This window comes from Pseudomonas sp. 1928-m, assembly GCF_029269135.1.
GTDB lineage: Bacteria > Pseudomonadota > Gammaproteobacteria > Pseudomonadales > Pseudomonadaceae > Aquipseudomonas.
In genome coordinates, this window is record NZ_JARIXO010000004.1 from 254948 (window position 1) to 270859 (window position 15912).

Sequence of the window (15912 nt, forward strand, 5' to 3'; positions counted from 1 at the left end):
TCGGTTCGCCATATAGAGGAAGAACATGAGCAAGTTCAACGCATTGCAAGCCCGTGAAAGCGCAGCGGGCGGTTTCGAACAGGTGATTGTGCAGCGCGAGATCGACGATTTAYCGGCCGGCGAGCTGCTGATTCGGGTCAAGTATTCTTCGCTCAACTACAAGGACGCCTTGTCCGCCAGTGGCAACCGCGGCGTGACCAAGAACTTTCCGCATACCCCGGGCATCGACGCTGCGGGTGTGGTGGAAGCGTCCAGCGTGGCCGAGTTCAGCGCCGGTGATGAGGTGATCGTCACCGGTTATGACCTGGGCATGAACACCTCGGGCGGCTTTGCTCAGTACATTCGTATTCCCGCCAGCTGGGCACTGAAGCGGCCCAAGGGTTTGTCGCTGCGCGAGGCCATGGTGCTTGGTACCGCTGGGCTGACTGCCGCGTTGTGTGTGGACAAGCTGGAGCAAAGCGGGCTGACGCCGGATGCTGGCAGCGTGCTGGTGACCGGTGCCACCGGTGGTGTTGGCAGTGTCGCAGTGGCGTTGCTGACCACCCTGGGTTACCGCGTGGCGGCATCGACCGGCAAGGTGGAGCAGGGTGATTATCTCAAGGCACTGGGCGCGCAGCAGATTGTGCTGCGCTCCGAACTGCTGGACGGCACCGACAAAGCGATGCTCAAGGAGCAGTGGGCCGGCGCGGTGGATTGCGTGGGCGGGGATATCCTGTTCAACGTGGTCAAGTCGCTGCGCTACGGCGCCAGCGCCGCCTGCTGTGGCCTGACGGCTGGTGTCGGTTTCAAGGGCAGTGTGCTGCCCTTTATTCTCCGTGGGGTGAATCTGCTCGGAGTTGATTCGGTTGAGCTGCCGTTGGTGGTTAAGGCGTCGATGTGGGACAAGCTGTCGCTGCAGTGGAAGGTCACGCTCGATGCACTGGTCACCGAAGTGACGCTTGAGCAGTTGCCCGATGCGATTGCGCAGATCCTCGCTGGCAAGCAGGTCGGTCGGGTGCTGGTTAACCTGGCTTGAGTGGTTGCGCGACTAAAAAGGCCCGGTATTACCGGGCCTTTGTGTTTCTGGGGTTCAGGCCTGACTGACGTACATGGTGATATCTGCGCGAAACACCGCTTTGTCGCCGACAAAGGCCTGTACAGGCACGGTTACGTCACCCAGTTGGCTCCAGTCGATGGCGCTGCCATCGGCCACGGCGCGTATATCGCCATCGGCCTTGGCCAGGTATTCCACCGTCATACCGCGCGGAATCCAGCGGCAACCTTTAGGGATGGAGGCGTCGGTCATGGTCCCGGCGGCCAGTTCGGCTGCGTTGCACAGGGCAATCGCGTGCACGGTGCCGATATGGTTGAGCACCTCGCGGCGTTTGGGGAAGGTGACTTCGGCGTAGCCTGGGCGCAGCTCGACGAATTGCGGGGCGATGCTGGCGAAGTAGGGCGCGACCTGGCCGATCATGGCGCTGAACTGCACCGGGCCTGCCTGCTGGAACATCTGTAACATCTGGCTCATGGGGTTCTCCTGGCCTGTTTACTGATTGAAGAGACGTGCGCGCCAGGGCAGTATACGAGCATTGGAATTCAATTCTAGAAATATATTCTAGTTAAGTTGTCGCCGAGGAAAGCATGGCCCGTCGTTCCCGCAAAGATGAAATCCTCCAGGCCGCGCTGGCCTGTTTCACCGAGGTCGGAGTCGATGGCACCACCATCGAAATGATCCGTGATCGTTCCGAGGCCAGCATCGGCAGCCTGTATCACCACTTCGGCAACAAGGAGCGAATCATTGCTGCGCTCTATCTGGCAGGTACGGCTGAGTACGCGGCGATGTTGGAGGAGGGCTTTGCCACGGCTGACAGCGCCGAGGCCTGCGTCAAGCTGCTGGTCACCAGCTATATCGATTGGGTGGCGGCCAACCCCGACTGGGCGCGTTTTGTCCTGCACAGCCGCAGCCGGGTAGAGGCGGGTGAAATGGGGGAGCAGATGCGTGAAGCCAACCGCGAGCACTTTCAGCGCATATTTGCCGCACTTTCGCGCTACCGCGAAGAGGGGCTATTCAAGGCCATGCCGATGGACTGCTTTGCTTCGGTGATCATCGGACCGACCCACGACTTCTCGCGCAACTGGCTGGCGGGGCGCACGCAGACACAGCTGGCGGACTGTCGCGAACTATTGGCTCAGGTGGCCTGGGACAGTGTGAAAGCCTGAATTAAAAAGCCCCGCAGAGCGGGGCTTTTCAGTGCTGAGTCAATCAGGCGCGGCGGCGGAACAGCGGCAGCGGCTGGTCCGTGGAGGCCTGATAAACCTCGCTGAACTCCTCGAAGGCTTTCAAAGCATCCAGCGGGTCTTTGTCCTCACGCAGGGCGAAGGCATCAAAGCCCACGCGCAGGTAGGAGAACAACTGATCGCGCAGTACATCGCCGATGGCGCGCACTTCGCCCTTGTAGCCGTAGCGGTTGCGCAGCAGGTAGGCGGTGGAGCTATGGCGTCCATCGGTGAAGGCCGGGAAGTTCAGCGCGATGACCTGGAAGTTATCCAGCTGATCGGCGATTTCCTCGATTTCCTCACCGGCATCCAGCCACACGCCCAGGCCGCCATCGCGGGCCTTGAGCGCGGTGCTGTGCTCAACCCACAAACCCAGCGGCACAATCAGGTCGTCGCAGTTGGGAATGCCGTCCAGCGTTGCGTCCTTGGGCAGTAGGTGCCAGCTTTCGTCGATCAGCTGACCGTTCTTAATGATTCGCTGCATATACGCGCTCCTTGAACGGGTCGACGCCGATACGGCGGAAGGTGTCGAGGAAACTCTCTTCTTCGGTGCGGCGCTCGACATAAACCTTGACGATCTTGTCGATCACATCGGCCATGTCCGCTTCGGCGAAGGAGGGGCCGAGGATCTGCGCCAGGCTGGCGTCACGACCGGCGCTGCCGCCGAGCGACACCTGATAGAACTCCTGACCTTTCTTGTCCACCCCGAGGATGCCGATATGGCCAACGTGGTGGTGACCGCAAGCGTTCATGCAACCGGAGATATTCAGGTCGATATTGCCGATGTCGAACAGGTAATCCAGGTCGTCGAAACGGCGCTGGATGGCTTCGGCAATCGGGATCGACTTGGCGTTGGCCAGCGAGCAGAAGTCGCCGCCCGGGCAGCAGATGATATCGGTCAGCAGGCCGACGTTCGGCGTAGCAAAACCATTCTCGCGCAGCTCGCCCCACAGGGTGAACAGCTGCGCCTGCTCGACATCCGCCAGAATAATGTTCTGGTTGTGGCTGTTACGCACCTCGCCAAAGCTGTAGCGGTCGGCCAGGTCGGCAATCGCATCAAACTGCTTGTCGGTGACATCGCCTGGCGCCACACCGGTCGGTTTCAGCGACAGGGTGACAGCAACGTAGCCGGGCTTTTTGTGGGCGAAGGTGTTGCGCTGACGCCAGCGGGCAAAGCCTGGGTGTTCGGCATCCAGGGCAGCCAGTGCGGCATCCTGATCGTCGAGGGCTTTGTAGCTTGGGTCGATAAAGTGAGCGGCAACGCGGGCCACTTCGGCTTCGGTCAGGGTAGTCGGGCCGTCTTTCAGGTGGGCCCACTCAGCATTCACGCGCTCGGCGAACACTTCAGGGGTCAACGCCTTGACCAGAATCTTGATGCGCGCCTTGTACTTGTTATCGCGACGGCCATAGCGGTTGTACACACGCAGGATGGCATCGAGGTAACTGATCAGGTGCTGCCACGGCAGGAACTCGTTGATAAAGCTGCCAACGATCGGGGTACGGCCCAGGCCGCCACCGACGGATACGCGGAAGCCCAGCTCACCGGCGTCGTTCTGCACCGCTTCCAGGCCGATGTCGTGCACTTCAATCGCGGCACGGTCGCTGACTGCGCCGTTGACGGCAATCTTGAACTTGCGCGGCAGGTGGGTGAACTCAGGGTGGAAGGTCGACCACTGACGGATGATTTCGCACCACGGACGCGGATCGATGATTTCATCCTTGGCCACACCGGCGAACTGGTCGGTGGTGGTGTTGCGGATGCAGTTGCCGCTGGTCTGGATGGCGTGCATTTGCACGGTAGCCAGCTCGGCGAGAATGTCAGGCACATCTTCCAGATCCGGCCAGTTGAACTGGACGTTCTGACGGGTGCTGATGTGTGCGTAGCCCTTGTCGTAGTCGCGGGCTATCTTGGCCATCATGCGCACTTGGGCGGACGACATCAGACCGTACGGCACGGCAACGCGCAGCATGGGCGCAAAGCGCTGGATGTACAGGCCATTCTGCAGGCGCAGCGGGCGGAATTCTTCACCGCTCAGTTCACCGGCGAGGTAACGGCGGGTTTGATCGCGGTACTGCTTGACGCGGTCTTCGACGATTTTTTGGTCGTACTGGTCGTATACGTACATGGGGTGTCCTGTTATCAGGCTTTTAGAACCCGTTTACGATCTGCTGCGCGTCGGCCCTGCTGCGTTAAAAACAGGTTCGGAAGCCGCTTGCGGCTAACGCGTTTCAGCGCGACCCCGAAGGGGCGAGTGAAACGAGTAATKCTCATGTACAGCTCGTACACTGCGCTTCCTCGCCTGTTTTTGCCTGGCATGGCTCTAGCTCGCTATATCGTAAACCGGTTCTCACAGCTAATCAGCGCGCACGGCCGCGCACTCCCTGCGGAGCCGGAGGAAGATACCAGCTCAGGGTTATGCGCAAAAGTGATGTTTGAGTATATGGAAAGAACTTAAAGGGATAAGACGGCCGTTGAACATAGCCCCACGGCTTGAGTAAGCGGGCATGCTGGTCTTAACTGCACAAGACGATTCACCCATAAACACAACAAGAGGGGTAGTCCATGAGCGAACACAGTGAACCGGATAATGCTGACAGCGTGGTCGATGCCAAGGCTATTTTCGCCTTGATTGTGATTTTCGTTGTCACCGCGGTGTTCTGGGTCAGCCAGCAATAAGACCTAGCAGCGGCTAAAACACACAGCGGGCACTCGTTAACGAGTGCCCGTTTTTTATTGTCCGCAAGGTAGGGCTGCTATTCATTGGCAGCTGAGGTTGTCGGCCTGGCGATAGAGCATAAGCAGCTTGCGGGTAATGGACTGCTGAATATCGTCACGCTCGAAGGTCGATAGTCGCGTCAGGCGGCCGACCTGCAGACGATGCAAGTGAATGTAGGGCATCTGCTGATCGAACTCGCGCAGGTCGCCCTTCATCATGATCGGCAGAAAGATATCGCCGGCCTTCTTCTGGTTGCTGATGATCTGCGCCAACGCCGGTTTGAACGGCATGGTTTTCGGTGCCGGGCCGCCTTCCTTGATCATCGTCGTCAGCAGCAAGCCTGGTTTGCGCAGGACCACGCCGGGCAGCACGCACAATCCGGTTTTGCGCACAGCATGCGCTTCGATGCCATGCAGGGTGTCGTGGAAGGCGTAGGGGTTGGGCAGCACCACCATCTTGCGGCCCATATCGCTGGGGAAGTGCAGGTCGTAGTTGGTGTACAACTGGCGCGTTGACTCCGAGTACACGCACAGGCGGTTCTCGAACAGTTTGATAAAGCGTTCCGCCAGCTCGCGGCGGGCGATGCTGTCCAGATCCCAGATCAGGTCCTGGTTCTGTGGTTTGCTCAGGTCGACTTCCTGGTGTTCCATATCGCTCATTGCGTTTTCATACCCTGAACTGCCCAAGCAGCCGGTTTAGCTGCTCGGCCAACTGACCTAGGTGTTGCCCGGCATCACTGGATTGTTGCGCCGCCAGGGCGTTGTTATGGGCCAGGCTGGCTGCCTGGGTGACGTTCTGGTTGATGTCTTCGACCACGTGCGATTGTTGCAGTGTCGCGCTGGCGATGGAAGCGTTCAAACCGGTGAGATTGCGCAGCCCGCTGGCGATCAGCGTCAGGCTGGCGCCGGCCTGGCTGGCTTGTTCGATGGTCAGCTGCGAGGCTTTGCTGCTGTCATTGATGACCTTGACCGCAGCCTCCGAGTTGCCTTGCAGGCGCTCGATCATGACCTGKATTTCCGCCGTGGATTTTTGCGTACGCTGCGCCAGCAGGCGCACCTCATCGGCTACCACGGCAAAGCCACGGCCTTGCTCGCCGGCGCGGGCGGCTTCGATGGCGGCATTGAGCGCCAGCAAGTTGGTCTGTTCGGCAATCGAGCGGATCACCTCCAATACGCTGCCGATCTGCGTGCTTTCCTGGGCCAAGGCCTGAATCACCGTCACGGCCTGGTCGATGGTGCCGGACAGTTCGTTGATCTGCCGCAGGCTCGCTTCAATGCTCTGCTGGCCTTGCAGGGCTTGTTCTTCGGCCGAGTGCACTTCGGATGAGGCATGCTCGGCGTTCTTCGCCACATCCTGCACGCCGTACGTCACTTGATTGATCGCGGTGGCAACCAACTCCATTTGCTGCGACTGCTGTTCGCTGTGTTGCTGGGCCTGGCCGGAAACCTCGCCGAGGTTGCGCGCGGCGGCATCGAGCTGGCCGGCAGAGTCGAGGGACTGCTTGATCACCAGGCGCAGCTTGTCGGTAAAGGCATTGAAGTGGCGGGACAGGGCAGACAACTCATCGTTGCCGTGGGTATCGAGGTTGCGTGTCAGGTCACCATCGCCGCTGGCGATATTGGCCATGGCACTGACAGCTTGCTGCAGGGGTTGGGTGATGCTGCGTACGATCAACACGATCAGCAGGGCCACCAACGCCGCAATCACCAGGCCGATCAGCATGGCTTTCAGCGCTTGGGCCTGAAACTCGGCCTGCAGATCATCGACGTAGACGCCCGAGCCGATGATCCAGCCCCAGGGCTGGAACAGTTGCACATAAGACACCTTGGGCACGGGGTCGCTGGCGCCCGGTTTGGGCCAGCGATAGTCGACCTGGCCGGCGCCCTGGCTTTTGCTGATAGCGACCATTTCATTGAACAGTGCCTTGCCATCTGGGTCTTTGAAACCTGAGAGGTTTTGCCCTTCCAGTTTGGGGTTGGTCGGGTGCATGACCATCACTGGGGTCTGGTCATTAATCCAGAAGTACTCCTGGCCGGCGTAGCGCAGGCCGCGGATGGTTTCCATCGCCTGCTTCTGCGCATCCTCGCGGGGCAGGCTGCCGGCAGCTTCCAGGGCGTGATAGTGCTGCAGAATGCCGGCGGCGCTCTGTACTACGTGCTGAGTTTTCTCGGCTTTGGCGGCGTACAGATCAGCATGGATCTGCTGGAGCAACAGTGCGCCCTGAATAATCAGCATGACGATGGCAACGACCAGAATCAGCCAGAGGCGACGGTTAATGGGCAGGCTGCGCAGGCTATTCATGGGTATTCTCCCTTGTTGTTTTACGCCTCTTATAGGTCAAGAGCGTTTATTGGCTACGTTAGACCTTAGGCTAATTGGCAGATATGCAAAGTGTAGGTGAGCTATGCCGTGGGGCTCTCTGTGCTGTGAATAGGGGACGGAGCGGTGCGGCATGCGCTAAATGCGCAGGTTCTCTGCTAGGATTTGCGCCGTAGCGAGTTAAGTGCGTGATTTGCTTATTTATTCTGTCCGACAGGAACCTTTTCTAAATAAATCGGTCGGACGCCCTCACACGTTCATCATCATATTTTTGCGGTTCGTGCTGGATAACGCACGTATTTAGGAGTGGGGATGGATCTTTGGGTTGCTGTTCAGGCGCTGATTCTGGGCATTGTGGAAGGCGTGACCGAGTTTCTGCCGATCTCCAGCACCGGGCACCAGATCATCGTCGCCGACCTGATTGGTTTTGGCGGCGAGCGGGCGATGGCCTTCAATATCATCATCCAGTTGGGGGCAATTCTTGCGGTGGTGTGGGAGTACCGACGCAAGATTCTTGACATTGTCGTCGGCCTGCCCAAAGAGCCGCAGGCGCAACGCTTTACCGCTAACCTGCTGATCGCCTTTCTGCCGGCCGTGGCGCTGGGCGTGCTGTTTGCCGACCTTATTCATCATTATCTGTTCAACCCGATTACCGTAGCCCTGGCGCTGGTGGTGGGCGGGGTGATCATGCTTTGGGCTGAACGGCGTACGCACCTGGTTCACGCCGAGAGCGTGGATGACATGACCTGGAAGGATGCACTGAAGATCGGTTTCGCCCAGTGCCTGGCGATGATTCCGGGTACTTCACGCTCTGGCGCGACAATCATTGGCGGCCTGCTGTTTGGCCTGTCGCGCAAGGCGGCCACCGAGTTTTCCTTCTTCCTTGCCATGCCAACCATGGTCGGTGCCGCGGTGTACTCCGGCTACAAGTACCGCGATCTGTTCCAGGCCAGTGACCTGCCGGTGTTTGCCATCGGCTTTGTCACCTCGTTTATCTTCGCCATGATTGCGGTGCGGGCGCTGCTCAGCTTTATCGGCAAGCACAGTTATGCCGCCTTTGCCTGGTATCGCATCGGTTTCGGTTTGCTGATTCTGGCGACCTGGCAGCTGCAGTGGATCGACTGGAGCACGGCGCAGCCGTGATTGCTGGCGCTGTATTCGGCGGATAAATAAAGGCGCACCTCAGGGTGCGCCTTTGTCATAGTGGCCTCGGTTAAATGGAGGCGCCTATGCATCAGCTTGAACAGCAAATCCTTCAGGTCAACGGTATCGACCTCAGCCTGTACAGCGCCGGCCCCGCCACGGGGCGGCCGGTTTGGCTGCTGCACGGCTTTCCCGAGTGCTGGCATTCCTGGCGCCAGCAGATTGCGCCGCTGACAGCTGCCGGTTATCGCGTGTTGATCCCGGAAATGCGCGGCTATGGCCAGAGCAGTGCGCCGCGTGATCCTGCAGCCTATGACCTGCTGACCATCTGCGCCGATATACAGGCGGCCATGGATCAGCTTGGTCAGCAGCAGGTGTGTGTGGTCGGCCACGACTGGGGCGCACCGATTGCCTGGCATTTAGCCCTGCTTGAACCTGAGCGGGTGCAAGCGGTGGTTGGGATGGCAGTGCCATTTGGTGGACGGCCCAGGCAACCGGCCATCGAGATCATGCGCCAGCTGTATGCTGGGCGCTTCCATTACATCCTGCATTTCCAGGAGCCTGGTGTGGCTGAGGCGGAGATGGATGCCGATATCCCACGCACCCTGCGCATGATGATGCACAACACCTCGGCGGCCGTGCCCAGGGATCACTTTCTGCAGGAGAAACCTGCTGGCGCTGGGCTGTTTGATGGTATGCAGGACCCCGGTACGCTGCCGGCCTGGTGTGACAGCGTAGCATTCGATCACTACCTGAAAACCTTCGAGGGCCGCGGCTTTTATGGCGCGCTGAACTGGTATCGCAATTTCGAGCGCAACTGGCAGCGCACCGAGGCCTTGGCTGAGCGGCAGATTGAACAGTCGGCGCTGTTTCTGCTCGGTGATAAGGACCCGGTCGGCACCCTGGAGGCCTACACCCTCAAGCAGATGCCCAAGCGCGTGCCCAAGCTGGAGCAGCATGTGCTGCAAGACTGCGGGCACTGGATTCAGAACGAGCAGGTCGAGCAGGTCAATCAGTTGCTGCTGGCGTTTCTAAGTCGCTATTACCCGGTCTAGAATGCGCGTTTTCTTTTCCGGGACAAGATAGCCATGGAGCAGCGCGGCTTGTTACGCAGCTGGAATGACGACAAGGGCTTTGGCTTTATCCAGCCGGAGCAGGGTGGCGCTGAGCTGTTTGCCCATATCTCGGCCATGCGTGGTGATCGCCGCCCCGTTGCCGGGGATAACGTCATGTATATCGCCGGCAAGGATGCCCAGGGCCGTGCACGGGCAGAACATATCCGCGTAGCCGGTGAGCTGGCGCTTGACCGTCCGGCTATTCGCCGTAAACCCCGCCCGGGCAAACCTGCGGCTGCTGCCGCTAGCAAATCCAGGGCACTCCCGGCAAAACCTGCGCGCAACGGCAAAGCCGTTCAGTACCTTGGCCCCAAGCTGTTGCTACTGGCAGCACTCTGCGTACTACCCGTAATGGGCGGCTTGCAGCTGCTCTGGCAGTCGGGTTTTGTCTGGGTATTGGTGGTTTACCCCTGTGCTAGCTTGGTCAGTTTTTTGCAGTACTGGTGGGACAAGTCCAGCGCTCAGGCCGGCCGCTGGCGCACGCCGGAAAATAGCCTGCATGTGGTCGAGTTGCTTGGCGGCTGGCCGGGTGCACTGGTTGCGCAGCAGTGCTTTCGGCACAAAACGCGCAAGTTCTCCTTTCAACTGCTGGTCTGGCTGATCATCGCCGCACATCAGTTGGTATGGATTGACTGGTTGCTGCTCAATGGCCGCTTGTTCGGTGAGCTGCTGGCTCGTTATCTGCCGCTGTAATGCCCTAGACCGGCTGATCCCAACGGCTAAAGGCCTCACTGATATGTTCGATCCACGCGCGCACGGCCGGCAGCATGCCGCGTCTGTGGGTGTACACCGCTTGTAGATTAGCGGCGGGCAGCGCCCAGTCAGGCAGCAGGCGGATCAGGCGGCCATCGGCCAGTTCATCCAGGCACAGGGGTGCGGGCAGCATGGTAAAGCCCAGGCCGCTCATGGCGGCGTGTTTGCGTACGTTGAAATCCTCGATGGCCAGGCGCGCCTCCAGCACCACTTCCTGCACGCGCCCGCTGTCGTGCTGCAAACGCAGGTGAATCTTGCGGTCCRCCTCCAGGGCGCCTAGCGCTGGCAGTGCAGCCAGATCATCTGGCGTGTTGATTCGCGCCTGCTGCAGCAAGGCCGGTGCGGCGACCATAAACGCTTGTGCCGGACGCAGGCGGCGGGTGATCAGCGTTGGGTCTTCATCCTCGGCGCTGCGCACACGTAAGGCAACGTCCACCCCCTCGTTGAGCAGGTCGATACGCCGATTGGTCTGGATCAGCTCCAGCTGCACCTTGGGGTAGGCCGCGAGAAAACTCACCACCAGTTCCGAGAGCAGGGCGATCCCGCCCGGCGCGCTGACCCGCAGGCGGCCGCGCGGCTCGCTGGTCAGGCTGGCCACGGTTTCCTCGGCTTGCTCGGCTTCCTGCAGCATGGCCTGACAATGGCGCAGGTAACGCTCGCCAATATCGGTCAGCGCCAGTTTGCGTGTGGTGCGTTGCAGCAGGCGCGCGCCGAGGCGGTTTTCCAGCTCAGCAATCCGTCGCGACAGGCGGGATTTGGGGATGCCGAGGATGCGTCCGGCTGCGGCAAAGCCGCCGGCTTCCACCACTTTGGCGAAGTAGAACAGGTCATTGAGGTCGTGCATGGTTTTATCGTCCTATCAGTGGGACGAACTATCGCATTTGCGCTGACTAATCGGCTATTGCTTTCATCGATAGTATCTCCAGCATCTTGATCGCCGTGGGGCGATCTCAATTTGGAGATTGTCATGAAACTACTGCACCTCGATTCCAGCATCCTCGGCGACTCGTCCGCTTCCCGCCAACTCAGCCGCGCCGTGGTCGACGCCTGGCTGGTTGCTGAGCCTGAGGCGCAGGTGAGCTACCGCGACCTGGCCAGCGATGCGCTGAGCCATCTGTCCGCCGCCAGCCTGGTGGCCGGCGGTACGCCCGCCGAACTGCGCAATGCGGCGCAGCAGCACGAGGTTGAGCTGGCTGAAACTACCCTCAATGAATTTCTCGCCGCCGATGCCATCGTGATTGGTGCGCCGATGTACAACTTCACTGTACCGACCCAGCTCAAGGCCTGGATTGACCGCGTGGCTGTCGCCGGCAAAACCTTCGCCTACGACGAGAACGGCCCCAAGGGCCTGGCGGGCGGCAAGAAGGTGGTGATCGTCTCCACCGCAGGCGGCATTCACGCCGGCCAGCCAAGCGGTCAGGCCCATGAAGAGTATCTGCAGCTGGTGCTGCGCTTCCTCGGCATTACCGATATCGAGATCGTCCGCGCTGAAGGTCTGGCTTACGGTGAAGAGCCACGCGCCAATGCCTTCACGGCAGCGCAGGCGAAAGTCGCTGAGCTGTTCGCCACCGCCTGATAGCGCGGCATAAAACAAAAAGCCCGCTCAATTGAGCGGGCTTTTTCTTGGTGACGCGTTACTGCGGAATTAGACGATCACGCCCTGGCTGCGCAGGTAGTCGTCGTAGGTGCCGCTGAAGTCGGTGATGCCGTTAGGCGACAACTCGATGATGCGCGTGGCCAGCGAGCCGACGAACTCACGGTCATGGCTGACGAAGATCAGCGTGCCCGGATAGTTCTCCAGCGCCAGGTTGAGCGATTCGATCGATTCCATGTCCAGGTGGTTGGTCGGTTCGTCCATCACCAGCACGTTGGGTTTCTGCACAATCAGCTTGCCGAACAGCATACGGCCTTGTTCACCACCGGAGATGACCTTGACCGACTTGAGGATCTCGTCGTTGGAGAACAGCATGCGACCGAGGGTGCCGCGCACCATCTGCTCGCCCTGGGTCCACTGGCTCATCCAGTCGAACAGGGTCACGTCGTCTTCGAAGTCGTGGGCGTGATCCTGGGCGTAGTAGCCCAGCTCGGCGCTGTCGGTCCATTTAACGCTACCGGCATCCGGCGTCAGCTCGCCGACCAGGGTGCGCAGCAGGGTGGTCTTGCCGATGCCGTTAGGGCCGATGATCGCCACGCGCTCGCCGGCTTCAACCTGGAAGCTGAAGTTCTTGAACAGCGGCTTGCCGTCGAAGCCCTTGGCCATTTTCTCAACCATTACGGCCTGGCGGTGCAGCTTCTTGTTCTGTTCGAAGCGGATAAACGGGCTGACGCGGCTGGACGGCTTGACCTCGGCCAGCTGGATCTTGTCGATCTGCTTGGCGCGCGAAGTGGCCTGCTTGGCTTTCGAGGCGTTGGCCGAGAAGCGGCTGACGAAGCTCTGCAGTTCGGAAATCTGCGCCTTCTTCTTGGCGTTATCCGACAGCAGCTGCTCGCGCGATTGGGTCGCAGCGGTCATGTATTCGTCGTAGTTGCCGGGGAACAGGCGCAGCTCGCCGTAATCCAGGTCGGCCATGTGGGTGCAGACCGAGTTGAGGAAGTGACGGTCGTGGGAAATGATGATCATAGTGCTGTTACGCACGGTCAGAATTGTTTCCAGCCAGCGGATGGTGTTGATATCCAGGTGGTTGGTCGGCTCGTCGAGCAGCAGCACGTCCGGATCGGAGAACAGCGCCTGCGCCAACAGTACGCGCAGCTTCCAGCCTGGAGCGACTTCGCTCATCGGGCCGAAGTGCTGTTCCAGCGGAATGCCCAGGCCGAGCAGCAGTTCGCCTGCGCGGGATTCGGCGGTGTAGCCGTCCATCTCGGCGAACTCACCTTCCAGCTCGCCGACCTTCATGCCGTCTTCTTCGCTCATCTCCGCCAGGGAGTAGATGCGATCACGCTCGGCCTTAACCTTCCACAGCTCTTCGTGACCCATGATCACGGTGTCGATCACGCTGAATTCTTCGTAAGCAAACTGATCCTGGCGCAGCTTACCCAGGCGCACGTTCGGCTCCAGCATCACCTGGCCACCGCTCGGTTCCAGGTCGCCGCCAAGAATCTTCATAAAGGTCGACTTACCGCAGCCGTTGGCCCCGATCAGGCCGTAACGGTTGCCGTTGTTGAACTTCACGGAAACGTTCTCGAACAGGGGCTTGGCCCCGAATTGCATGGTGATATTGGCGGTGGAGATCACGAATCTTGGTCCAGATAAACGGGCGCACGGGCGCGAAAGGGGCGCGATTGTAGCGGTTTACGGGCGCAAAGGGCAGGGCATGGGACTGGCGGGAAGCCAACTCCGCTTAGTTTATGCCTTGCTTGGGTGTGGCCAGGCGACTCACTAACGGCATTAGCACTAGCGCAAGGCCGGCCACGGCCGCCGCTACATAGCCGACGCTGGCGATGCCTATGGCCTGGATCGCCAAACCTCCGACAATTGCGCCGATGCCGATTCCGGCGTTGGCCGCAGAAACGTTGGTTGTCCCTGCAAGTGCCTGGGAATGGCTCACCGAGTTCATCACCCGCACCTGGCAGATGGGGTACAGCGCGGTATTAGCGATGCCCCAGAGCGCGAGTGCGGCGCAGACGAGTAGGCCTGCTCCTGCCAGTGGGGTGACTGCCGCCATACCCAGCGCAAGCAGCCCGACGAGCAAGGCCGTGGCCTTGAGTGGCGAGTGATCCACTGCTTTGCCGCCGATCCAGTTGCCAATCAGGCCTATGGCGCCGAAGCCCATCATCCACCAGCCGACATGAGCAGGAGCCACGCCGGCCACCCGTTCAAGCATGTCGGCCAGGTAGGTGTAGGCAACGAACATGGCGCTGAAGATGATGATCGACAGCGCGATGTTGGCCAGAAACAGCGGCTCTTTGAAGATGCGTGCTTGTTTGCGGAAATCGACCCGCGCAGTGCGCGCGACTTTGGGCATATAGATTGCCATGGCAACGGCCATCACCAGTGACAGACCCGCCAGCAGCCAGAAGGCGCCCCTCCAGCCGATATCGTTGGCCGCCACTGTACCCAGGGGAATACCCAGCAGCAGCGCTGCGGTGATACCCAGATAGACCCTTGCAATCGCCTGTCCGGACTTTGCCGGGCCGGCCAGTTGCGCTGCCGTTTCACTGGCGGTGCCCCAGAAGACCGGCAGCATCAGCGCCGGGATAAAGCGCGCAATGGCCAGTACCCAGATGTTTGACGACAGCGCCGCCAGACCGTTGGCGCAGGCAAAGACCAGCAGGATCGCGATAAACAGCTTCTTCCTGTCCAGGTGGGCGAGGGCGGCGGTCAGCGGTGGGCCAGAGAGCATGACGGTGAAGGCGAACAGCGTGACCAACTGACCGGCTGCGGCAATTGAAATGCCAAGGTCACGGGCCAAGGCCGCCAGCAGGCCGATAATCAGAAACTCCGTGGTCACGATCAGAAAGGCCGAGATGGCCAGGATGGTGATGCTCAGCGTGGAGCCAGCAGCAGATATAACCAGTGGTCGGGGTGATTCGATAGCACTCATGACGCCGCTCTTCGTGAAGGAGGGCGTCATGGTATTGATTCTTTAGATGGCGATTGCTGGCGTTTTTTCTGGCTATTACTGAGCTGAATTCACTTATCTGTTAGCGCGGGCAAGGAGTGGCCTGCGGGAGAGAGGCAGGCCGCGAGGGCTTCCAGCAAGGCGCTGACCTTGGGCAGCGCTTCGCGCTTCTTTAGCCAGACCAGGTTCATGGGCAGGCCGTCGGTGGCCAGCTGCGGCAACACCTCGACTAATGCGCCGCTATCCAGATGTTCTTGCACCAGCCAGGTGGGCAATTGCGCAATACCGTAGCCAGCGAGAACGGCCAGCACCTCACCTTCGCCATCACCGACAGCGATTCGCGCCGGCATGATTCGCCGCTTCTTGTCGCTAGGCTCAGGGCCTTCTCGATACCAGGGGCTGATCTGGCCATCGTTATGGCCGTAGAGCACGCAGTCGTGCTGCTCAAGCTCTGCTTCGCTTGCCGGCGTGCCACGCCTGGACAGGTACTCGGCAGCAGCGCAGTAGATCAGCCGTTCAGCGCCCAGGTAGCGATRGCCCAAGCTAGCTGGCCAAACATCCGTACCGCCAATCCGCACCAGGATGTCGATGCCCTGATCGGCCGGGTCGACAAAGCTATCGGTAAAGGAAATATGCGGCATCAGCAGCGGATGCTGCTTTACGAATTGCAGAATCACCGGTAGCACGTGCATGCGCCCGTAGGAGGCTGGTAGATCAATACGGATACGTCCGCGCGGCTCGAAGAACTCGGCATGCAGTGCCAGCTCCGACTCTTCCAGATCGGCGAGCACCCGGGTGCAGGTTTGGTAGAAGGCTGTACCCGCATCCGTCAACGCCAGCCGGCGCGTGGTGCGTTCGAAAAGGCGTATGCCCAGGCGGGCTTCCAGGCGCGCGACGCCTTTGCTCACCGCCGAGCTGGTCAGGCTCAGGCGTTCGGCCGCCGCAGTAAAGCTGCCGAGTTCGGCGACGCAGACGAATACATCGATGCCTTTCAAACGCTCAGAGGAGAACACGGTATGGCCTTGAATAGCTGTGGGGCGGGGCAGGCAA

15 protein-coding genes are annotated in these 15912 nt (G+C 60.2%); 6 read left to right on the forward strand and 9 right to left on the reverse strand.

What is annotated here, in order from left to right:
* Positions 1-25 precede the first annotated feature (25 nt).
* Positions 26-1015 carry a YhdH/YhfP family quinone oxidoreductase gene (locus P3C18_RS14975; RefSeq protein ID WP_275962639.1) on the forward strand — a complete coding sequence of 330 codons (990 nt, stop codon included), beginning with the start codon at positions 26-28 and terminating at the stop codon, positions 1013-1015.
* 54 nt (positions 1016-1069) lie between these two features.
* Here the strand turns inward: P3C18_RS14975 and P3C18_RS14980 are convergent, their stop codons facing one another.
* Positions 1070-1507: a hotdog fold domain-containing protein gene (locus P3C18_RS14980; protein ID WP_275962640.1), complete on the reverse strand. Its 438-nt coding sequence runs from the start codon at positions 1505-1507 to the stop codon at positions 1070-1072.
* 113 nt (positions 1508-1620) lie between these two features.
* Between P3C18_RS14980 and P3C18_RS14985 the strand changes: the two genes are divergently transcribed.
* Complete coding sequence (locus P3C18_RS14985; protein ID WP_275962641.1) at positions 1621-2199, forward strand: TetR/AcrR family transcriptional regulator; 579 nt, start codon at positions 1621-1623, stop codon at positions 2197-2199.
* Between the two features lie 43 nt (positions 2200-2242).
* On the opposite strand, the gene P3C18_RS14990 is transcribed toward P3C18_RS14985, so the two are convergent.
* The 4 genes from P3C18_RS14990 to P3C18_RS15005 all read right to left on the reverse strand — a co-directional run bounded on the left by P3C18_RS14990 (position 2243) and on the right by P3C18_RS15005 (position 7274).
* Positions 2243-2740 (reverse strand): DUF934 domain-containing protein, encoded by a 498-nt coding sequence (locus tag P3C18_RS14990; protein WP_275962642.1) that lies wholly within the window; start codon positions 2738-2740, stop codon positions 2243-2245.
* Positions 2724-4382: a nitrite/sulfite reductase gene (locus P3C18_RS14995; RefSeq protein ID WP_160086800.1), complete on the reverse strand. Its 1659-nt coding sequence runs from the start codon at positions 4380-4382 to the stop codon at positions 2724-2726. The genes P3C18_RS14990 and P3C18_RS14995 overlap by 17 nt, the downstream gene beginning before the upstream one ends.
* Positions 4383-5014: 632 nt before the next feature.
* A complete protein-coding gene (locus P3C18_RS15000) occupies positions 5015-5632 on the reverse strand; it encodes a hypothetical protein (RefSeq protein WP_275962643.1) in 618 nt (205 codons plus the stop codon).
* A 7-nt stretch (positions 5633-5639) separates the two neighbouring features.
* Complete coding sequence (locus P3C18_RS15005; protein ID WP_275962644.1) at positions 5640-7274, reverse strand: methyl-accepting chemotaxis protein; 1635 nt, start codon at positions 7272-7274, stop codon at positions 5640-5642.
* Positions 7275-7604: 330 nt separating this feature from the next.
* On the opposite strand from P3C18_RS15005, the gene P3C18_RS15010 reads away from it, so the two are divergent.
* The 3 genes from P3C18_RS15010 to P3C18_RS15020 all read left to right on the forward strand — a co-directional run bounded on the left by P3C18_RS15010 (position 7605) and on the right by P3C18_RS15020 (position 10243).
* Positions 7605-8435, forward strand: coding sequence for an undecaprenyl-diphosphate phosphatase (locus P3C18_RS15010; RefSeq protein WP_275962645.1), 831 nt, complete (start codon positions 7605-7607; stop codon positions 8433-8435).
* Positions 8436-8521: 86 nt separating this feature from the next.
* Positions 8522-9490, forward strand: a complete 969-nt coding sequence (locus P3C18_RS15015; protein ID WP_275962646.1) for an alpha/beta hydrolase — start codon at positions 8522-8524, stop codon at positions 9488-9490.
* 33 nt (positions 9491-9523) lie between these two features.
* Positions 9524-10243 (forward strand): DUF1294 domain-containing protein, encoded by a 720-nt coding sequence (locus P3C18_RS15020; protein ID WP_275962647.1) that lies wholly within the window; start codon positions 9524-9526, stop codon positions 10241-10243.
* A 4-nt stretch (positions 10244-10247) separates the two neighbouring features.
* Here P3C18_RS15020 and P3C18_RS15025 read toward each other — a convergent pair whose 3' ends face one another.
* Positions 10248-11147, reverse strand: a complete 900-nt coding sequence (locus P3C18_RS15025; protein WP_275962648.1) for a LysR substrate-binding domain-containing protein — start codon at positions 11145-11147, stop codon at positions 10248-10250.
* A 123-nt stretch (positions 11148-11270) separates the two neighbouring features.
* On the opposite strand from P3C18_RS15025, the gene P3C18_RS15030 reads away from it, so the two are divergent.
* Entirely contained in the window at positions 11271-11879 is a 609-nt protein-coding gene (locus P3C18_RS15030; RefSeq protein WP_275962649.1) for an FMN-dependent NADH-azoreductase, read from the forward strand.
* A gap of 69 nt (positions 11880-11948) precedes the next feature.
* Here P3C18_RS15030 and P3C18_RS15035 read toward each other — a convergent pair whose 3' ends face one another.
* From P3C18_RS15035 to P3C18_RS15045, 3 genes are all read right to left on the reverse strand, one after another.
* Entirely contained in the window at positions 11949-13535 is a 1587-nt protein-coding gene (locus P3C18_RS15035) for an ABC-F family ATPase (RefSeq protein ID WP_275962650.1), read from the reverse strand.
* 106 nt (positions 13536-13641) lie between these two features.
* Positions 13642-14844, reverse strand: coding sequence for an MFS transporter (locus P3C18_RS15040; protein ID WP_275962651.1), 1203 nt, complete (start codon positions 14842-14844; stop codon positions 13642-13644).
* 89 nt (positions 14845-14933) lie between these two features.
* Positions 14934-15875 (reverse strand): LysR family transcriptional regulator, encoded by a 942-nt coding sequence (locus P3C18_RS15045; RefSeq protein ID WP_275962652.1) that lies wholly within the window; start codon positions 15873-15875, stop codon positions 14934-14936.
* Positions 15876-15912 lie beyond the last annotated feature (37 nt).